The 228-nt window shown below is 59.2% G+C and carries 1 pseudogene; it reads right to left on the reverse strand.

Annotation, left to right across the window (positions count from 1 at the left end):
- A pseudogene (locus tag KVT38_RS34500) lies at positions 1 to 228 on the reverse strand (sugar ABC transporter substrate-binding protein); the annotation flags it as partial.

Below are 228 nucleotides of genomic sequence, written 5' to 3' on the forward strand. Positions count from 1 at the left end.
CGAAGAACGTCCGGCGCCTTGTTGCTCGAGAAGGCGATGTCCACGCTCTGGTTGTAATTCTCGGTGAGCACGGTGAGCTCGTCCTCGATGTTGTCCGAATTTTCGGCATTGAACTTGTCGATGAGCGATTTGATATATTCCTGGTCGTGACGGACGTCGGTCCAGTACGTGATGACGGCCTTGTCGCCGGACGCCTTGGAGGGCGCGGCGGACGACGCAGCGGGCGAC

It is taken from the genome of Cohnella sp. GbtcB17 (assembly GCF_019091135.1).
In the GTDB taxonomy this organism is placed as follows: domain Bacteria; phylum Bacillota; class Bacilli; order Paenibacillales; family Paenibacillaceae; genus Cohnella.